Source organism: Roseimicrobium sp. ORNL1 (assembly GCF_011044495.1).
Lineage (GTDB): Bacteria > Verrucomicrobiota > Verrucomicrobiia > Verrucomicrobiales > Verrucomicrobiaceae > Roseimicrobium.
The window spans coordinates 978,590-997,741 of the sequence record NZ_CP049143.1 but is presented as its reverse complement, the minus strand read 5'-3'; the positions used below and the strand labels follow the sequence as shown (position 1 = coordinate 997,741).

Sequence of the window (19,152 nt, the reverse complement as noted above, 5' to 3'; positions counted from 1 at the left end):
CCTGAGGTGGAATGGATCGCGAAATCGAGATTGCCCGATTCTTCCACCGTGAACCCGCAACGGTTTGTGGGAAGGTGTTGCAGGAAGCCGGAATCTCATTCCGGCTCTCCGATGATTCCCTGACGCCTGATGTGTCGGCGTTGGGACGATCGTCCAATCCGGCATGCCTCGTTCTGATCCCGGAGAGCGCCGAGATCCAAGCTCGTGAAGCGCTGCTGGAAAACGCGCGGAAAGAAGCGCTGGGCGAAGTCGATCCCAGTCACCCGATGACGACATGGAGCGACGAGGATCTGACAAAGACCCTGGCTGAGCCCTCCGAATGGAGTCCCTATGAGATAGCCGTGGCAGAGAAGCTCCTACGGGACCGTGGCCGGGAGGTGGCCCCGGTGCGCTATTTCGCCACCAACCGGAAGGCGCCCGCGCAAGAGCGAGCACCGGAAGGGCCTGCTTCCCACCAAGAACCCCTTCCCGGTCTCAAAGCCGCGAATTCCTTGATGACCATCTTTGGATTCGTAAGCTCGACAGCTGGCGGATTGATTGGCCTCATCATCGCTTCCTCCTACGTATTCTCCACGGACCAGCTTCCCGATGGCCAGAAGCGCTGGACCTACGATCCCAAGAGTCGGGTCGTTGGTGCAGTCATGTTCACGTATGCCGTCATTATGTTCTGCCTTTTTATTGGATGGGGACTGCAAAACCGCCTCGCCCGACGGTGACTTTCGCGAGTACATTCAAAGACTGCATGTACATCTCCGCCGTATGAGATGAAGATCGTTTCCTTCAGAGTTTCCGACTGCGAGGCCCTTCGCTAGCGTGCCCAGGCGAAAGAAGCCCCCTGAACGACTCATGGAACGTCGTTACTCCCATCAATCCTTTTCATGACTCCCATCCCGCCCAGCCAGCTCATTGAGGCGCTTGAGTGGCGCTATGCCACGCAGGTCTTTGATCCGACCAAGAAGATCCCTGCGGAAACCTGGGCGGCGCTGGAGGCATCCCTGATTCTCACGCCTTCTTCCTATGGCCTGCAGCCATGGAAGTTTGTGGTCATCACGGAATCCGAACTGCGGGAACGGCTGGTGCCCTTCACCTACCGGCAGCGCCAGGTGGCGGACTCCTCCCACCTGGTCATCATGTGCGTGAAGAAGACCATGGACGAGGCGCATGTGGATCGCTTCCTTCAGCGCATTATCGAGCTGCGCGGCGGCACGGCAGATTCCCTGGCGAAGATGCGCAAGGGCATTCTCGGAGACATCGTCACGGGAGGACGCAGCAACATGGTGACGGAGTGGGCCGTCCGCCAGGCCTACATCGCCTTGGGCCAGTTCATGGCCTCCTGCGCCATGCTGGGCGTGGACTCGTGTCCCATGGAGGGCTTCATGCCGGACAAGTACGACGAGGAACTCGGGCTCGCCGCGGACGGATACACGGCCACGGTGCTCTGCCCTGCGGGCTACCGCTCTGAAAGTGACCGCTACGCCACCCTTCCCAAGGTGCGCTTCGCCGCGGAGCACATCATTCACCGCCACGAGTAGGACAGGATACAGTCCCCTTCGCTTTCGCCCGTCCAGCCCACCGCGGCACGAGCGCCGTATCGTTGGAATCCGGTGCGTTTTGATCCAGACTGCCGGCCTTCCTTTTCTGTGAGCGAGCACGCCTCTTCCCCATCCGGCCCGGCCTGGCATGTCCTGCGCCACGCTCCCTTCCGCCGGTACATGACGGGCGAGACAATCTCGATGCTGGGCACCTGGATGCAGCAGACGGCCCAGGGCTGGGTGGTAGCGGGACTCACCTCGAGTGCGTTCACACTCGGCCTGATCCATTTCTGTTCAGGGATTCCCATGCTCCTCCTGACCATGCACGGCGGCCTCGCGGCGGATCGGTATGACAAGCGCCGTATTCTCATCATCACGCAGGTCGTCCAGATTGTGCTGGCCATCTCCATCGGCTGGCTGGTCGGGAGCGGCCAGATCGCGGTCTGGCATGTGGTGGTGGCCGGCGTGCTGTTGGGAATCAGCACCGCCTTTGAAATGCCGGCGGCAGCGGCGCTCGTACCGGAATTGGTGGAGCGTAGCCAGCTCAAGGCCGCCATCGCGGTGGATCGCTCCACCTTCCACGCCACCCGGCTCGCAGGGCCAGCCATCGGAGGCTGGCTCATTGGGTGGCTGGGCACGGCTTCCGCATTCTATGCAAATGCGCTGAGCTTCGTGGCTCTCATTATGGCGATGCTCACGCTGCATCCGCGCCCGCCCGGCACCGAGGAAGAGGAAGCCATGCGGCAGACGGGGATGAAGGAGGGCTTCGACTATGTGCGGAGGGACAAGCCCACGCTGGCCATGATCTGGCTGCTGGCCACGCTTACCACCTGCATCTCGCCCTTCTTCATGATCACCATGCCGCTCTACTCGCGGCACGTCCTGCACATCGATGCGCAGTCGCACGGTTTGCTGATGGCCTCCTCCGGTATCGGCGCCTTTCTCGGTTCCCTCTGGCTCCTCACCATCAAATCGGATCGCCGTGCCATGTACATGCGCTGGGGTGCTGCGGTGGTTTGTGTGTGCATGCTGAGTCTGGCGCTCGCCCAGCACTTCTGGCAGGCAATCGCAGCCATGAGCGTGCTGACGCTTGGCACCTCCACCATGTTCGGCCTGGCCAATACGATTGTGCAGGAGCGCGCCCCGGATGCCATCCGCGGCAGAGTCTCCGCGATCCTCGGGCTGAGTTTCTTTGGCGTACTGCCGTTCTCCGGGCTGGCGGTTTCAGAGATCGCGGACCTTGTCGGTTTGCGTGTGGCCATGGCCGGGGGAAGCCTTCTCTTTGGGCTCAGCGCGGGTGTGCTCCTCTACAGTCACCGGCGGCTCTGCATGAAGCAGCCCGTGCCTGCTGTGGTCGTTGGGGAAACGTAGGGAAACGCTCTCACCAGAGTTGCGCAAGCAGCCTTGACATGGTGCGGGACGCGTCGAAGAAGAGAAGAGGCATCTCTAGCGCCAAGCCTATGACTGACGACGAAAGTGACGAGCAGTTCTACCGCGACACGGAGAGCGTGGCTCATCCGAAGCTGACTGATCGGCAGCTCGCCATGCTGGCCCCATTGGGCACAAAACGCATTGTGCGCCGCGGCGAAATCATTTTTAAGGCCGGACAGCGGGAAGTCCCACTCACCATCGTCCTTCAAGGCGAGGTGGAGGCGTTTGAAACACGCGAGGACGAGGAGCAGATTCTGGGAATCGCCGAGCCACGTGAATACATGGGTGAAGTAGGCATGCTCACCGGCACAGCATCCCTGGCGAGTGCACGCGGCCGGTCCGAGGAAGCGGAGATCCTCCAGGTGCCTGCCAAGGCAGTCCGGCAGGCGCTCGCGGAGTTGCCCGGGGTGAGCGAGATGCTCGTGCGCTCCTTCATCATGCGGCGGCAGCGACTGGAGCGGGACAAGGAGTTCGCAGGGTTGCGCATCCTTTCGCATGAGAGTTCACGTGAAGGGCGGCAACTCGATGACTTCCTCGACAAGAATCACATCCCACACCGCCTGATCACGTTCGAGTCGGAACATGGAAAGCAGTTGTGCTCCCGCCTGCATCTGGCCTCGCAGGATCTACCCGCGCTCATCACGGGAAACGGCATGCCCCTACGCCGCCCTTCCCTTCGTGAGGCGGCCCGCATCGCCGGCCTGTTGCGGGCTCCGGTCGGCGAGGACGAAAGCGAAGTCTTCTGTGACCTCGTCATCATAGGCGCAGGACCGGCGGGGCTGGGCGCAGCGGTCTATGCCGCTTCTGAAGGACTCAAAACCATCGTCCTGGAGAGCTATGCGCCCGGTGGGCAGGCGGGATCTTCGTCGTTGATCGAAAATTTCTTCGGCTTCCCCACGGGCATCGGCGGTGGAGATCTGACGTACAGCGCGCAGCTTCAGGCGCACCGGTTCGGTGCCAGCTTCTCCATGCCTTCGCGAGCGCTGACCATGAGCTTCAGCAGTGGCGAATATCGCGTGAGCCTGCAGTCGGATGGATGCCATGCCATCCTGCGTGCCAAGTGCGCTATCATCGCCACGGGCGCGCAGTACCACCGGCTCGATGCTGAGGGTCGTGAAGACTTCGAGAGCAACGGTGTCTACTACGCGGCAACAGCGCGTGAGTCCCGCCTCTGCAAAGGCTCCACGGTGGTGGTGACTGGAGCGGGTAACTCCGCCGGGCAGGCCGCGATGTATCTCTCCGAACATGCGGCGAAGGTGGTGCTGGTGATCCGTGGCGCGGGCCTTTCCTCCACCATGTCCAGTTACCTGTCCCGGCGCGTGGAGGCGAAAGAGAATATCGAGATGCTGTGCCACACCGAGATTCGGAAGATGATGGGCGGAAAGCTTCTCGAAGCCGTGGAACTGGAGAACACGGTCACCCACGAGCGTCGCACCGTGCAAACACCCGCCGTCTTTTCCATGATTGGCGCCAAGCCGTGCACCGACTGGCTGCCGCCCGAAATCGAGCGCGACGAAAAAGGCTTCGTCAAGACCGGCGCGGCCGTCGCGAATTCACCCGCATGGAAAGGGGCAGAGCGGATACCTGGTGCGCTTGAGACAAGCATACCAGGAGTCTTCGCCGCAGGGGACGTGCGCTCCGGTTCCGTGAAACGCTGCGCTGCCGCCGTGGGTGAAGGCGGGATGGCCGTGGAGGGTGTGCACGACGTCCTGCGGACGTACGCGTGAAGCACAAGCACGTCTGCTAAGCTACTGCGCGCGGGCGCCGAGCGTGTTTTTGTGGACCGTTCCGTCCTTCATGATCACGAGGAAGTTTTTCGCCGGATCCGCGATCAATTCGAGGTTCACCAGTGGATCGCCATTGACCAGAAGCAAGTCTGCCAGTGCGCCCTCTTCCACGACGCCAAGCTTGCCCGGATAGGGATTCCTCAGCCCGCAGAGTGAGAGGAGTTCGGCATTGGTGGAAGTGGCCATCTTCAATGCTTCTGCCGGTGTGAACCAGCGTGACAACTTCGCCAGGAGCGCACCCTGCTTCTGCGCCAGTGCCCGTGAGAAAAGGACGTCCGTCCCGAAGGCGGTCTTCAGCTTGTACTTCTTCACGAAGCCATACACCGTCTCCACACCGGTCAGCACCTTCATCGCCTTCTCACGCTCAAAGGAACCGGGAGGGAAGGCATTTGCAATTTCATCAGGAAAAGGCTGCGTGCTCAGCCAGACGCCCTTCTCAGCGATCAACTTCGCCGTCTCCTCGTCCATGAGATGGCCGTGTTCGATGCACTTCACCCCGGCATTGATGGAGCGCTGGATGGACTGAGGTGTGTAGGCGTGGACGGTGACGTACGTTCCCCAGTTCTCCGCCGCTTCCACGGCAGCCCGGAGTTCAGCCTCGCTGAAGGTGGAGACGTCCAAAGGACTGTGTGGGGATGCCACTCCGCCACCGGCCGTCAGTTTGATTTGGGTCGCGCCGAGCATCAATTGCTCCCGGACGCGCAAGCGTACCTCATCGGGATTATCGGCAATCATGCTGCCGCCCACCTGTGACATGCGTGCCAGCCTGCCTCCGAGTTCGCGGGGAATCTCCGACGGACGCCGGAAATCGCCATGTCCTCCCGTGATGCTGATGATCGCGCCGCATGGGTAGATGCGAGGGCCAACGACAGTACCCTCGTCAATCGCGCGCTTCAATCCGAAGGCCGGCCCGCCCAGATCCCGCACCGTGGTGAAGCCGCGCATGAGCGTATCAGTAGCCTCGGCACCCGCCATCAGCGTGACATGACCAACATCTCCCTCGATGGCCTGCAATGCGGTCGGTCGCACCAGAATCGTGTGCCAATGCATGTCGATCAGCCCGGGAATGAGGGTCTTGCCCGTTCCGTCGATCGTCGTGGCATTCGCTTCGTTTTCGATCGGGATGGGGCGATCCGAAATTTTCTCGATCTTGTTACCTCGCACCAGCACATGAGACGGCGGAGACAGCTCACTCTTCTTGCCGTCGAAGATACGAACGTTCTGAAACAGGACCACCGGCGGAGCTGGAGTCGGCGCTGGTGAAGCGGTCTGGGCGTTTGCAATGCCGGCAAAAAGCAGCCCGAGCAGCAAGATTGAGTTCCTCATCATGTTTTCAGCCTTTCTATCTGAACCACTTTTGTTAACTCTGCGGCCAGTGTTCGGTAGCGGGAAAGTTTTGTCAATCAAGCGGTCGCAACGATTGCGGAATGAAGGTGGGTTCAGCCGCCCTTTCCATTTCAGTCTTGCTCCATCCTTCGCCAGTCATTACACTTCTATATCGCACAAAGAAGATCGCGATATCCACCTGATGCAGCTTATGAATCTGACCTTCACTCCGCTGTTGTGCACCCTGTCTCTCACCCTCGTCTCCTTGCTGACAGGAAGTCTGCGTTCGAATGCCCAAGCACCGGCCCCGCTGCCGCAGAAGCAAAGGGAGTTTCTCCTCGATACGAAGGCAGCAACCTTTGAGGGAATCAGATTCAAGCAGGACGGTGCGGATGTGATCGCAGCGCTCTTCTTCAATGCTCCCGAAGAGCGAGCGGCGGCCGTGCGCAAATTCACTGAGTTCATGGAGCCTCCGCGAAAGAAGGCCAATCTGGCTGTGCAAGTACCGGGCAACTATGGGATCACGTTGCGGTTCAATGCCTACAACGGGCAGTTTGCCCAACTCCAGGTAAACTCAGACAACGTCAAGACCACGGAGGGCCTAGGCGTGGGCAGCCGTTTCGAGGATTTTGTGGCGAAATACGGAGAGCCTCAAGTTCGAGAATCGCCGAACAATCCGACGCTTTACTCCTTCAGCACCTCAAATCCGGGGCTGGCGATCGTGCTCCACTCCAAAGACAGTCCGGTGCAATACTTCATGGCCGCTTACGATCTGAGGAAGTAATCGATGTTTCCCCTCGCGCGTCCTGAGGACGCGCGAAAGCAGCCTGCTTGCCCTCGCGTGAGGGGAGAGGCGAAGGCTCGTGCCCGTAAATCACTGGATTTGCGCCCGTTGCATGGTCGGGAACCGTTCGCCCACCGTCACAGCGTGCGAAACGCCTGCCCGCCGTGCGATTCTGGGCCGTTCCTGGGCATGGACAAGTCCCCACGCAGCGGTTAATCTACGTGCTTTTATTTTATTGCCCCGATCTATGCCCAGACTCCCTCTTCTCGTCCTTAGCTGGCTCCTTTGCAGCCTTGCGCTGGCCCCCGCCCAGTCCGGCAGTGTTGGCGGTGATGTCTTCTTCGATGGCTACCAGCTCTGGAAACAGGGCGAAAAGCTCGAGCAGGAAGGCAAGAAGGATTCGGCCATCCGCGCCTACCTGGATGCCTATCGCATCATCAGCTCCGTCTCGCAGAACTATCCCGACTGGCAGCCAGACGTGGTGGGCTACCGCCTGCGCATCGTCGTCACCGGCCTGCAACGCCTGGGGTACAATGTCAGCGGTCTGAACGCCGCGCCGGCAGCTCCCGTCCAGCAGGTCCCGGTGATGCCGGCCACCTCTGCGCCGCTGCCTATGCCCCCGGTTCCCCAGCCCGGCACCTACGCGGTGACACCTCAGGCCCCCATGCAAGCTCCCACGCTGAGTCCCGGCACCAGCCCGGTGGACGCACTCAACCAGCAGTTCCAGCAGCAGCAGCAGAAAATCCAGGAACTGGAGCGCAGCAACCAAAAGCTGTTGCAGGACCTGGACGTCTACTCCCGCGGTTACATGGGCGCCGCCCAGGAGCGTGACCAACTCAAGGGCATGCAATCCGACCTGATGAAGCGCATGGAAAGCATGAACAAGGAGGCCAGCAGCTCGGATGTGGCCACGCAGCAGGAACTCCAGCGCCTGCGCAGTGAATCGAAGATTGTGAATGACATGCTCGCGGCCAAGACCAAGGAATTTGAAGAGTCTGGCAAGGTCATCGAGTCCCTCCAGAAGGAGAAGGCCGCCATCATGGAAGACCAGAAGAAGCTCACTGCGGAACTGGAAGATGCCAAGAAAGGCAACGCGAAGCCCGAGGAGATGACCAAGCTGATTGCGGAGAACACCCGCATCAAGAAGGAACTGGAGACCGCGAAGGCCCAGGTGGAGAAGCTGAAGTCCGAGAGCGAAAAGAAGGACCAGGAAATCGTGGCTCTCAAGACGCAGATCACCGGCATCCAGTCCGAACTGGCCAAGCTTCGCCAGGAGAACACCGCCTACCAGACGCAGGTGGCGGAACTCACGATGAAGTACAAGGAGATGAGCAAGGAACTCGCCAGCTCCGGCAAGTCCGTCAAGAGCGCCTCTCCTGAAGATGCCAAGGCTGCTGAAGAGAACAAGGCTCTGCGCGCCATCATCATGCGCCAGCTCCGCCAGCAGGAACGCGCCCGCCAGGCGAAGGAACTGGTGATCGCGGAAATGAAGAAGATGGAGAGCACCTCGCAGACGCTGATGGAGAACCTGGAGGACCTCACCTCCGGCAAGATCCAAATCTCCGTGGGAGAAGAGTCCCTCTTCACCGAGCCCGAGCTCAAGGAAATCCTGGCCGCCAGTGGTGTGACCGCCACGCTGGAAGCCCGCTCAGGCATGGCAGCACCTCCCAGCGCCCCAGCCCAAGCCCCCGAGGCGGCTGGCAGCGACAATACTCCCAAGCCTGCCGCCCCTCCAGCCAGCGTCAATGGCTCCTCCGAGGAGACCCTCATGGCGGCCGCGGACTCGGCCATCCTCCGCAGCGACTACGTCGCCGCCGAACAGAGCCTGCAGGACGCCCTGCGCGTGAATCCGAAGAACTCCTTTGCCCTGACGAGCCTCGCCGGCATCAAGCTCCGGCAGAAGAAGTATGAGGAAGCCGAGGTGCTCTTCCAGAAGTGCCTGGTCTACTCGCCAGACAATTCCGTGGCCCACTACAGCCTGGGCGTGTGCTACTTCCGCCAGAACAAGCTCAGTGATGCGCTCAACTCCTTCGAAAAGACCGTGGCCAACGACCGCAACAACTCGAAGGCCCACCACTACCTGGGCATCATCGCCAGCAATATGAGCAACCGGAGCCGGGCGGAGGCCGAATTCAAGAGCGCCCTCGCCATCGACCCGAACTACGGCGATGCGCACTTCAATCTGGCCGTCCTCTACGTGACCAGCAATCCTCCCAACTACGAAAAGGCACGGCAGCACTACCAAAACGCGCTGGATCGAGGCATCAAGCCGGACACGGCTCTGGAACGCCTGCTGAAAGCACCCGGCAGCCCTGCCGTCCAGACCAAGAGCGCCACGGCCTCGGCCCAATAGTCCAGCCCGAGGATCCTGCAAAAAACAGATTGACCCCCCGCGCAGGGCGGCATTTCTTCGCCGCCCGCGTTACGTCTCCTCCTTTCCACGACCATGCTCGAATTTCTCCGCCGCCAGTCCAAGCCCATCATGATCGCAGTCGCCGCGATCATCATCATTGCCTTCACCTTCTGGAGCGGTACGGGGAAGGGACGTACAGGCGGTATCGGCCATGACTCCACCGCCCTCACGGTGCATGGACGGGACTATACTTTCATGGAGTTTAGCCGCCTGCAGCGCGCCTTCCAGCTTGCGAGCGAGTTGGGTCTCCCCGGAGTGACGGAGGCTTTTGCCACCGACGTGGTGGGACTGCACTACGAACACGGCAACACGAACACCCGCAGGCCCTTGATGTTTGACAAGGCCCCCGTGGATTTCGGCATCAACCTGCTCGTGCTGCGCCGCGCGCTGGACCAATACGGCATCCACGCTTCCGATGCAGAAGTCCAGCAAGCTTTCCAGAAGCTCCCCGCCTTCTCCTCCAATGGCCAGTACAATCCGGAACTCGCCCGACAGGCCGAGGATTATATCCGCCGTGAGTTTTCACAAGAGGAACTCTATCAAGTGATCCGCGACTCCCTTGGCCTGCAGCGCCTTCACCAAATCGTGGCAGGAAACGTGGTGTCCGGCCCTGGCATCGCGGATCGGTACTACGCCGCCGGTTTCAGCACCATCAAGGCTGCCACCATCCCCTTCCCCCTGGAAGACTTCAAAAAGAAGGTCGAGATCAGCGAAGACGACATCAAGAAGTACTTCGAAGAGAACAAGGACGGCTACAAGACGGAAGAAAAGCGCGCCGTGACCCTGGTGGTGATGCCCAAGCCTGACACCGCCGCCATGAACGCGGAGAGTACCGTGAAGGCCCAACACGAATACCAGGAGCGAGTGCAGAAGTTCGCCGAGAAAGTGCTGGATCCGAAGGTCAATCTCGCGGCCGAAGCCACCGCTGCAAAGGGGGAAGTCCGCCAGATTGCCGCGTTCGCGCTGAGCGCTCCGCCGGAGGAAATCAAATCGGAAACCAACCTGCTGATGGCCATCTTCCGCAACGATCCCAAGCTCACCCCCATCAGCGATCCGGTGCAAACCGCAAAGGGTTATGCCTTCTTCCAGGTGACCGCCGTGGAGGAGCCCAAGCCCCAGGAATTGAAGGATGTGAAGGACAAGATTCGCGATGTGCTCGTGCACCAGAGGGCTACGGAAGCAATGACCAAGGCCGCGAACGAAGCCCGCGCCAAGCTGGAAGCAGCCATCAAGGGTGGAAAGTCCTTTGCAGACGCTGCCAAGGAAGCCGGACTGGCTCCTCAGGTGCTTGCTGAATTCTCCGCAGCCAATCCTCCGACCGACCTGAGCATCGGCTATGCCATCGCCAGGGGCGCCCAGTTCACCGCTCCGGGAACCTTTGCCAAGGAACTCCTGGACTCTGAAAACGGAGTGCTGCTGCTCTTCGTGCTGTCCAAGGAACTGCGCAAGAGCCCTGAGGGTGCCTCGACCAAAACCATGATCGCCAATTCTCTCGACCGGATGGCGCAGCAGGACATCTTCCGCTCCTGGTTTGAAGAGCAACACCGGAACGCCCACATCAAGGTTGACACCTTGCTGCAGGTCGCGGTCGACAAAGAGCGATAGTCGCCACCGCTTTCCCCCACTCACTCACACTGGGGGGAAGCCGGCTCCACCTTCAGCTTTCCCCCCACCGCCCTTCATCTGATGAGCGAATCGATCGAAAGAGACGCTCTCTATGACGAGGCCAGCGGGTTGGTGGCTGTGGGTGAGCTGGAGGAGGCGGTGAAGCTGTACCGCCGCAGCGTGGAGGTTGACCCCCAGTTTTTTGATGGCTGGCACGCCCTTGGCATGGCGCTGATGAAGTCTGGAAGCATCAAAGAAGCCATCGGTGCGGGATTGATGGCCACGACGATCAATCCCAACGATCTGCTGGCGTGGACGGCGCTCTCACAGATGTATGTGAAGAATGGCCAGATCGCCGAAGCGGAAGACGCCAAGGGCAAGGCCCGCATTCTTTCGCTGGGCGGCAGGGTGGGGTAAGTCTGCAGGGGACGGCAGCGCAACAGTGGCCACATGACGACTGTTGCCATGAGGTGGAATTCCCGCTTCCATGAGTGCGGAGTTTGCCCGCATGTCTGTAGAACTGATCCCGTCCTGGTGCCGCCGCATTTTTGCGTGGTTCGCCAACCGGTCCCTGCGCCGGGCCAAGGCGCAGTTTCATTGCCCAACATGCGAAGCCACCCTCCCGGCACGTGTTCAGGCAGGTCTGCTCTGGGAGGAAGTGATGCCATGTTCGGAGTGCAGGGGCTACGCACCCATCTCCTCCTACCTCAAGTTCAAGCATCCGAGGGAGACTGAGGAAACGAAGCTTGCCGAGACAGAAGAGCTCATCGAGCAACCTCTCCACACCCGCATCGTGGCAGACAGCACGGCAAACGGACGCCGCTGGGAGGTTCCCGCGAAGGGAGGGTGGAATTTCCTGCTGACCTTTTCCTCGCTGTGGCTGGCCTTGACTCTCACTCTTTGTGCCCTGTCGCTCACGCACTCGCTGGACGCTCCCAAGGTCACCGCGAAGGCATTCGTCCCGCTGATATTCCCGTTGATTGGCGTGGGGCTCCTCTACGCCGGGCTGCGGGCCTCCCTGGCACGCCACACCTTGGAAGTGGATTCGAGGGAGGTGGTGTACACACGCCATTTCCTTGGTTTCACCAGACGCAAAATCCTCCAACGCGATGTCATCGTGAGCGCCCGACTCACTTGCATCTACATAGAAAACAACCGCCCCGTCTATGCCATCGAAGTGAAAGCGAAGCGGGGCAGGATGGTGTTTGGCAGTATGCTTGAGCCTCAGGAGAAAGCCTGGCTGTGCCAGGAAATACGACAGGCACTGGGGCTAAGCTCTGCCACTAATCCACCACCCGATTCGAAGCTCCTCAGCGAATGGCGCCATGGAAAGCTGGAGATGGAGCGGGGATCGGATCACACGATCGTACGCTCACAGTCGAGGAGGGTCGGGACCATCGTTCTCGTCATTGGCGGCTTCTTCGTGGCCATTGCCATCTTCATGCTGCGCGGAGGATTGAGCATGTGGATGCCTTGGGAGCCGCATGCGAAGGTCTTCTACTACTTCTTCAATGGGTTCATCGTCTTCTGGTGCCTCTTGGTGTCCATCGCCCTGCTGACTGGCATGGCCATGTTCCGGTTTGGCTGGATTGCACGGAACACGATCAAAATGCTGCACGCGGATGCGCAGTCTCTCACGGTCATCGCCACCTCCGGACGCCGAGTCGTGAAGCACACATGGAACCCGGCGGAGGTACAGCGCATGTCCGTGGAAACATCCATGCGGATGAACTCCAATCCCATCTATCATGGGGAGCTGCAGTTGCCAGATCGCATCGTCACCTTCGGCACCGGCGCACCGAAGGAGGACATTCGGCGCGCGATCAATCTCCTGGGTGATGCCATGGGCAGGGTGGAACCGGCTCGCACGTAAGCGTCTGCTCTGCTTCCTGGCTCAAGCAGCAGAAGCAAGCCAGGCTGCCGCTACTTGCAGCCTGCGCCGCACGGGCTCTGCTTTCACCGCGAGTTCCTGCTGGCAGCGGCGATATTCAGCCCTGCCCTCCTCCGTTTCGATATGGATGGGAGGAAAGCCAAGGGCCTCCAAGTCATAGGGACTGGCGCGCATGTCCATGGCGCGGCCGAAGAGAGCCACTTCAAAGGCATCTGCCACCAGATCGCTGCCGATCCAGGGCCAGAGTTTGTAGGCCCACTTGTAGAGGTCCATGTTCGCATGCAGGCAGCCGCCCTGCTCCATCTCCAGGCGTGTCCCGAAGCTCGGATTGAAGGTATTCATCGGCCGCGCATCAGGGGTGTAGAAGCGGAAGGCATCGTAGTGCGTGCAGCAGATGTTCTGGCTTTCCACGAAGGCAGCCAGTTCGCCGGGCTCCATGCGCAATTCGTACCCGTTGTGACGCACCTGCTCCGCGGATTGCTTGTACACCATGGCCCACTCATGAAGGCCATGGCAGGCAAAACGTGCAGGGCGACCCACGATGTTCCCACAGAGTTGGGCAATCCACGCGGCTTCGCGGCGGATGCGGTCGCTGAGCGGGGGCCACTCCCAAGTCACCATGTCGATGTTCGATAGCAAACTATCCTGCGTGGCGCGCTGCGCCTCTTCCATGGCAGGACACCACGTCATCAGCTTACCCGGAGAGAAGCTGTAGTAGGTGAAGAGGAAGTCCCAGACGGGATGCTTCTCTCCCGCGGAGCGGCGGCACACGAAAGCCTCCGCATGCTCCGACACGCGAGCGCGATGTGCATGCTCACGTTGCTGCCACTCCGTGGTCGGCCACGAAGTGCAAGGTGGGGCTAGAGTTTCTGTGATTTCCGTTGGCATTGTGCACGAGGGCATCTAACTTAGAATCATTCTAATTCTAGACGATTATGCCCATCCCCAATTCCGTCCAAGCAGCCATCAATGCCCAGATCAAGAATGAGCTGCAGGCACACTACAACTACCTCGGCATGGCTGTCCACTTTGACGCGACGCCGTACCGGGGCTTTGCCAAGTGGATGCGCCTCCAGGCCACCGAGGAGTATGGCCACGCGATGAAGCTGTATGACTTCCTCTCCGACCGCAACGGCCGGGTGGAGCTCGCCACGCTCGACGCGCCCAAGACCTCCTACGACGCGCACCCGCTGGATGCCTTCAGGTCGTCCTTCGCCAACGAGCAACTCGTCACGGGACAAATCAATGACCTGTACGAGCTGGCCCAGAAGGAGAAGGACTTCGCCACATTGCAGTTCCTCGCCTGGTTCCTTCAGGAGCAGGTGGAGGAGGAAAGCACCGTGCTGCTCATGATCGAGCGCCTGGAACTGGTGGGCAACGACCCCGCCGGCCTGCTGCGCCTCGACGATGAAGCCGGCCGCCGTGTGGCCGAGGCTCCCGCCCCTGCCTCTGGTGGCGGCAAATGATCCATCCGCTTGAGAGCATTCCCCATGTAGAAGCCCCTCGGGGCTGCGTATGATGGGGAATGCCTTCGTCGCTGGCAAAGCACCTCACGCTCACGGGATTCGTCCTCGTGGGCTCGGCTTGTTTTGCACCCGCGGCGGAGAAGCTGGACTTCAATCGCGACATCCAGCCCATCCTCAGTGATAACTGCTACCACTGCCACGGGCCGGACAAGAATGAGCGCAAGGGTGGCCTGCGGCTCGACGAAGAGAAAGCGGCGAAGGAAACCAAGGACGGGGTGACGGCCATCCTCGCCGGCAAAAGCGCGGAGAGCGAAATCATCAAGCGCATCTTCACCCATGACCCGGATGAGGTCATGCCAACGCCGAAGAGCAATCGCAAGCTCACCACGCAGCAGAGAGAAACGCTCAAGCGCTGGATCGATGAAGGCGCCGTGTGGGGCAAGCACTGGGCGTTTGAGCGGGTGGAGAAGACCAAGGTGCCTGATGCACAGGATTTGAAATTTGAGATTTCAAATTTCAAATCGGGGAATGCGATCGATGCCTTCATTCGCGCGAAGCTGGTGCAGGAGAAGCTGCAACCGAGTCCGGAGGCATCGAAGCAAACACTCCTCCGCCGCGTGACGCTGGATCTCACCGGAGTACCGCCGACACCGGAGGAAGTAGATGCCTTTCTCAAAGACGACTCTCCGCAAGCTTATGAGAAGGTGGTGGACCGCCTGCTGCAATCGCCTCGCTATGGCGAGCGCTGGAGCTGGGACTGGCTGGATGCGGCGCGCTATGCAGACACGAATGGGTACCAGGGCGACCCCACACGCACCATGTGGCCGTGGCGGGATTGGGTGGTGAATGCCATCAATCACAACATGCCGTATGACCAGTTCACGGTCTGGCAGATTGCGGGTGACCTGCTGCCCAATGCCACCATGGAGCAGCGTCTGGCCACCGGATTCAATCGCAATCACATGTTCAACGGCGAGGGCGGGCGCATCGCGGAAGAGACTCGGGTGGAGAATGTGTTCGACCGCGTGGAGACGACGGGGACCGTGTGGCTGGGGCTCACGATGGCGTGCACGAAGTGCCACGATCACAAGTTCGACCAACTCACCCAGCGGGACTACTACGGGCTCTACGACATTTTCAACCAGACCACGGAAGAAGGCCGGGCAGGCGGTGGACGCACGGGAGGAGTGCCGCCTGTGCTCGATGTAGCCGGTGGCGACGAACTGGAGGAACTCGCGAAGCGGGAAAAGGTGGTGAAGGACGCCGCAGCCGCCGTGGAGAAGTTTGAAGAGACGCGCTTCCCTCGTGCCAAGGGCAGGCCGGCTTCGGAATCACCGGCCGCGAAATCCCTGTCCAGCAATGTAACAAGTTCGCTCGCGGAGGCTCCCGTGCGGAGATCCACCGGTCTCATCGACCGCATCACGACCGACCTGAAGGATGAAACGGAATACGTGGCCGTCTTGAAACCACTTCGTAGTGCGGTGAAGCGACGGGATGAGGTCAGCAACAAGATCGTGCGCGTGATGGTGATGGATACCATCGCAAAGCCGCGCGAGACCTTCATCCTTTCCAAAGGCCTGTACGACAAGCCCACACCCGAGAAGGTCACGGCGAACACTCCTGCGGCGCTGCCTGCCCTGCCCGCGGATGCACCACGCAACCGCCTGAGCCTCGCACAGTGGCTCGTGGATCGAAGCAACCCACTCACCGCACGCGTGACCGTGAATCGCTTCTGGCAGGCGCTGTTTGGCATTGGCCTGGTGAAGACGGCGGAAGACTTCGGCGTGCAGGGCGAGAAGCCGGTGCACCAGCCACTGCTCGACTGGCTTGCCGTGAACTTCATGGAAAGTGGCTGGGACGTGAAGGCGCTGCACAAACTCATGGTGATGAGTGCGACCTACCGGCAATCCTCCACGGTCTCCCCTGCCCTGCTGGAAAAGGATCCGGAGAACCGCCTGCTCGCTCGTGCGCCACGCTATCGCCTGCCTTCGTGGATGATTCGCGATGCGGCGCTGTTTTCCTCCGGTCTGCTGAAGGAGACGCTTGGTGGTCCGCCGGTGAAGACCTACCAGCCCGAGGGCATCTGGGAGGAGGCGACCTTCGGCAAGATCACCTACAAGCCGGACACCGGTGACGCGCTGCATCGCCGCACGCTCTACACCTTCTGGCGCCGCATCGTGGGGCCCACGATGCTTTTCGACAATCCGGCACGGCAGTACTGCTCTGTGAACGTGAGCCGCACGAACACACCGCTGCACGCGCTCATCACGATGAATGACGTCACCTATGTGGAGGCAGCTCGTGCGCTGGCCCAGCGGGTGTTGCTTGCGGAAAAGGATGATGCCGCACGACTGGACCTCGCCTTCCGTCTGGTACTCTCACGTGATGCAACAGCGGATGAGCGAGGCGTGCTTCTCCAGCGAGTGGCCTATTTAAAGACACAGTTCGACGAGAACAAGATCGAAGCGGAGAAGCTTCTTAAAGTGGGAGAATCTCCAAGGGACACTTTGCTGGATGCGAGCACGCACGCGGCGTGGACCTCGGTGTGCCTGCTGGTGCTGAATCTGGATGAGGCGCTGACCAAAGAATAGAACCATGGATCCGTTTGCATCACATCGTCTCAGCTTGACCCGCCGTGCCCTGTTTGGGAAGGCGGCGCACGGGCTTGGGGCGGCAGCGCTGGGTTCACTACTCACGCGGGATGGATTTGCGACCCTGCCGGATAAGCTTGCGCCGGTACTGCCGCATTTCGCGCCGAAGGCGAAGCGGGTGATCTACCTGCTGCAAAATGGGGCGCCGGCGCATGTGGAGCTCTTCGACTACAAGCCAAAACTCAAGGAGTGGCACGGGAAGCAAATCCCGGATGAGGTGGTGGGCGGACGCCGCTTCAGCACGATGACGGGAAATCAGACCGAGCGGCCAGTGCTGAGTAACATCACGAACTTCGCGCAGCATGGACAGAGCGGCGCGTGGGTGAGTGACTTCATGCCGCACACGGCGGCGATTGCGGATGACCTGTGCTTCATCAAGTCGATGCACACAGAGGCGGTGAACCATGCGCCCGCGATCACCTTCTTCCTCACAGGCAGCGAGCAGGCGGGGCGACCGAGCATGGGCTCGTGGTTGAGCTATGGACTGGGCAGTGACTCCAATGACATGCCCTCCTTTGTGGTGATGACCTCGCGTGACACAGAGGCGTCCTGCGGGCAGATCTTCTATGACTTCTACTGGGGCAGTGGCTTCCTGCCCTCGAAGTATCAAGGGGTGAAATTCCGCGGCAGCGGAGATCCTGTGCTGTACCTGAGTAATCCAGAAGGCATGAGCCGCTCGGTACGGCGCGGTCTTCTGGATGATCTGGCGCAGCTCAATGAGATGAAGCTCGCGCAGTCGGGCGATCCAGAAATCGCCACACGCATTTCGCAATATGAGATGGCGTACCGCATGCAGGCGAGTGTGCCGGAGCTCACGGACTTTTCGAAGGAGCCGAAGCACATCCTCGACATGTATGGTCCGGATGTGATGAAGCAGGGCAGCTATGCGTACAACTGCCTCATGGCGCGACGGCTTGCCGAGCGCGGCGTGCGCTTCACCCAGCTCATGCATGCCGGGTGGGACCAGCATCGCAACCTGAACACGCAGCTCAAGATCCAGTGCCAGGACACGGATGCGCCCAGCGCAGCACTGGTGAAGGACCTGAAGCAACGCGGCCTGCTGGAGGACACGCTGGTCATCTGGGGTGGTGAGTTTGGCCGCACGCCGTTCTTGCAGGGCAAGATCTCCGAGACAGCCCAGTGGGGTCGCGACCACCATCCGTACGGCTTCACGCTATGGATGGCGGGCGGTGGTGTGAAGCCGGGCATGAGTCACGGGGCGACAGATGAGTTCGGCTTCAACGCGGTGACGGACAAAGTGCATGTGCACGACTTCCAGGCGACGGTGATGCACCTGCTGGGCATCGACCACGAGCGCTTCACCTTCCGATTCCAAGGAAGGCAGTTCCGACTGACAGATGTGCACGGCCACGTGGTGAAGCCGGTGCTGGCGTAGTGCAGGATTTCTCAATCGCAGAAATCGGCGTTGCATCCGCGGCGCACTGCGGTGAGCGTTTCTCTGTTGTGCTGAGAAGCCTCCCATTTGCCGCTCTTGTGACCGCTACCTGCATGCTGGTGGTGCCAGCCTTGCACGCGCACTCGGGCATCCTGAACACTGCGCGCATCACCTTCACAGACGATGCCATGCTGGTGAACACCGAGGTGGCACTCCGTGAAATTCTCCTGGTGCATGGACTGCGTGATGAAGAGCAGGGTGGATTCGATGCGGATGCCATCGCAGCAGCGGTGAGCAAGCATGAGCAGTACCTTACGAGTCATTTCGAAGTCCGCGCGGGCGGTGAAAAGCTGACGGGGCGCGTCCTGGAAACCACACCGCCTGCCGCGTACAGCTCACCCAGCCAGACGAAGTATCGATTTCAACTGCGGTACACGTATGATGACCTGAAACCAGCAGAAGTCACGCTGCGGCAGAACATGCTCCGGGAGTTCTCCGTGACGGGTGGGCATCCCTGGCATGTCACGTATCTCTTCGGCGTGAAGCAGGCGGATGGGAAGATGCAGCACGTGTCACTTTCTCCCTCCCAAGATCTGAAGATCGAAACCGGGCTGAAAGGGAACAACGGCGCGAGCACGGAAGGCGACGACGATGGCACTGCCGAGACAGCTTCGACGAGCATCACGATGGAAAAGAGCCTGTCCCTGCCTCCTGGCATCTTGCTGGTGCTGGCAGGGGCGGCGGGCGTTGTGGCCATCGTGATGGCGCTACGGCAAAAGCGAAGGGTTTCGTGAAGAGCCGAGTCGTCCTCGCGGCTTCCGAGGCATCAAAGTGAGCTCTTGGGGAGACTCGCGAAGGACACGCGTGGTG

15 protein-coding genes are annotated in these 19,152 nt (G+C 60.6%); 13 read left to right on the top strand and 2 right to left on the bottom strand.

Features of this window, described 5'->3' with window-relative positions:
- Window positions 1–11 precede the first annotated feature (11 nt).
- From G5S37_RS04040 to G5S37_RS04025, 4 genes are all read left to right on the top strand, one after another.
- Complete coding sequence (locus G5S37_RS04040) at window positions 12–716, top strand: hypothetical protein (RefSeq protein ID WP_165201091.1); 705 nt, start codon at window positions 12–14, stop codon at window positions 714–716.
- Between the two features lie 162 nt (window positions 717–878).
- On the top strand, window positions 879–1,532 hold the full coding sequence (locus tag G5S37_RS04035; protein WP_165201089.1) for an NAD(P)H-dependent oxidoreductase: 654 nt from the start codon (window positions 879–881) through the stop codon (window positions 1,530–1,532).
- 72 nt (window positions 1,533–1,604) lie between these two features.
- Window positions 1,605–2,903, top strand: a complete 1,299-nt coding sequence (locus G5S37_RS04030; RefSeq protein ID WP_343229909.1) for an MFS transporter — start codon at window positions 1,605–1,607, stop codon at window positions 2,901–2,903.
- A gap of 89 nt (window positions 2,904–2,992) precedes the next feature.
- Window positions 2,993–4,690 (top strand): cyclic nucleotide-binding domain-containing thioredoxin-disulfide reductase, encoded by a 1,698-nt coding sequence (locus G5S37_RS04025; RefSeq protein WP_165201085.1) that lies wholly within the window; start codon window positions 2,993–2,995, stop codon window positions 4,688–4,690.
- A gap of 21 nt (window positions 4,691–4,711) precedes the next feature.
- Here the strand turns inward: G5S37_RS04025 and G5S37_RS04020 are convergent, their stop codons facing one another.
- Window positions 4,712–6,079 carry an amidohydrolase family protein gene (locus G5S37_RS04020; protein ID WP_165201083.1) on the bottom strand — a complete coding sequence of 456 codons (1,368 nt, stop codon included), beginning with the start codon at window positions 6,077–6,079 and terminating at the stop codon, window positions 4,712–4,714.
- On the opposite strand from G5S37_RS04020, the gene G5S37_RS04015 reads away from it, so the two are divergent.
- From G5S37_RS04015 to G5S37_RS03995, 5 genes are all read left to right on the top strand, one after another.
- The gene (locus G5S37_RS04015; RefSeq protein ID WP_165201081.1) at window positions 6,078–6,860 is read left to right on the top strand and encodes a hypothetical protein; all 783 of its coding nucleotides are present in this window, start codon (window positions 6,078–6,080) and stop codon (window positions 6,858–6,860) included. The genes G5S37_RS04020 and G5S37_RS04015 overlap by 2 nt on opposite strands.
- A gap of 247 nt (window positions 6,861–7,107) precedes the next feature.
- Window positions 7,108–9,213: a tetratricopeptide repeat protein gene (locus tag G5S37_RS04010; protein WP_165201079.1), complete on the top strand. Its 2,106-nt coding sequence runs from the start codon at window positions 7,108–7,110 to the stop codon at window positions 9,211–9,213.
- Window positions 9,214–9,306: 93 nt separating this feature from the next.
- Window positions 9,307–10,878 carry a SurA N-terminal domain-containing protein gene (locus tag G5S37_RS04005; protein ID WP_165201077.1) on the top strand — a complete coding sequence of 524 codons (1,572 nt, stop codon included), beginning with the start codon at window positions 9,307–9,309 and terminating at the stop codon, window positions 10,876–10,878.
- Between the two features lie 81 nt (window positions 10,879–10,959).
- Window positions 10,960–11,295 (top strand): tetratricopeptide repeat protein, encoded by a 336-nt coding sequence (locus G5S37_RS04000; protein WP_165201075.1) that lies wholly within the window; start codon window positions 10,960–10,962, stop codon window positions 11,293–11,295.
- A gap of 91 nt (window positions 11,296–11,386) precedes the next feature.
- Window positions 11,387–12,751, top strand: coding sequence for a hypothetical protein (locus tag G5S37_RS03995; RefSeq protein WP_165201073.1), 1,365 nt, complete (start codon window positions 11,387–11,389; stop codon window positions 12,749–12,751).
- A gap of 21 nt (window positions 12,752–12,772) precedes the next feature.
- On the opposite strand, the gene G5S37_RS03990 is transcribed toward G5S37_RS03995, so the two are convergent.
- Window positions 12,773–13,564 (bottom strand): hypothetical protein, encoded by a 792-nt coding sequence (locus tag G5S37_RS03990; protein WP_206026298.1) that lies wholly within the window; start codon window positions 13,562–13,564, stop codon window positions 12,773–12,775.
- A 140-nt stretch (window positions 13,565–13,704) separates the two neighbouring features.
- Between G5S37_RS03990 and G5S37_RS03985 the strand changes: the two genes are divergently transcribed.
- From G5S37_RS03985 to G5S37_RS03970, 4 genes are all read left to right on the top strand, one after another.
- On the top strand, window positions 13,705–14,235 hold the full coding sequence (locus G5S37_RS03985) for a ferritin (protein ID WP_165201069.1): 531 nt from the start codon (window positions 13,705–13,707) through the stop codon (window positions 14,233–14,235).
- A 59-nt stretch (window positions 14,236–14,294) separates the two neighbouring features.
- Entirely contained in the window at window positions 14,295–16,826 is a 2,532-nt protein-coding gene (locus tag G5S37_RS03980) for a PSD1 and planctomycete cytochrome C domain-containing protein (RefSeq protein WP_165201067.1), read from the top strand.
- Window positions 16,827–16,830: 4 nt separating this feature from the next.
- Window positions 16,831–18,282: a DUF1501 domain-containing protein gene (locus tag G5S37_RS03975; protein WP_165201065.1), complete on the top strand. Its 1,452-nt coding sequence runs from the start codon at window positions 16,831–16,833 to the stop codon at window positions 18,280–18,282.
- 98 nt (window positions 18,283–18,380) lie between these two features.
- On the top strand, window positions 18,381–19,076 hold the full coding sequence (locus G5S37_RS03970; RefSeq protein ID WP_165201063.1) for a hypothetical protein: 696 nt from the start codon (window positions 18,381–18,383) through the stop codon (window positions 19,074–19,076).
- Window positions 19,077–19,152: the final 76 nt, after the last annotated feature.